This window comes from Bacillus sp. JJ664 (assembly GCF_036962205.1).
Taxonomy (GTDB): domain Bacteria; phylum Bacillota; class Bacilli; order Bacillales; family Bacillaceae_G; genus Gottfriedia.
In genome coordinates this window covers 15,125-15,500 of record NZ_JBALMS010000084.1, presented here as the reverse complement: position 1 = coordinate 15,500, position 376 = coordinate 15,125, and the positions used below count along the sequence as shown (strand labels likewise).

Sequence of the window (376 nt, the reverse complement as noted above, 5' to 3'; positions counted from 1 at the left end):
AACTGGACAAGACCAAAGCATGCGAAGTCTCAAGTTAATGGACATACGATGATTTCGCAAAATACAATCATCTTAAAAAGTAATGCTAAGGCCCTCAGATGGTAATGGATAAATCGAAAAAAGAAGACTATTTTTAGTCTTCTTTTTAATTGGTTGTTTTCTAATATGTTATTACTATTAGTTTGCGTAGTTGAATACAACTCCAAAAATCAAAAGACCCCTTTAAATAAGATTTTTATGTTCAATTACATTTATTGCTCAACATTTTTTTAAAGCAGTTCAAAGTAAACAACCATGACTTACATGTCATGGTTGCAGTTTGTGTAAAAAATATAAACTATGTGTTTTTAGATTATAGACAAAATACAAAAGCTAA

At 29.0% G+C, this 376-nt stretch carries 1 protein-coding gene; it reads left to right on the top strand.

Going from position 1 to position 376, the window contains the following annotated elements:
* The coding region (locus V7056_RS14365; protein WP_499702993.1) for a YpzG family protein at window positions 1-105 on the top strand (105 nt) is incomplete at its 5' end.
* Window positions 106-376 lie beyond the last annotated feature (271 nt).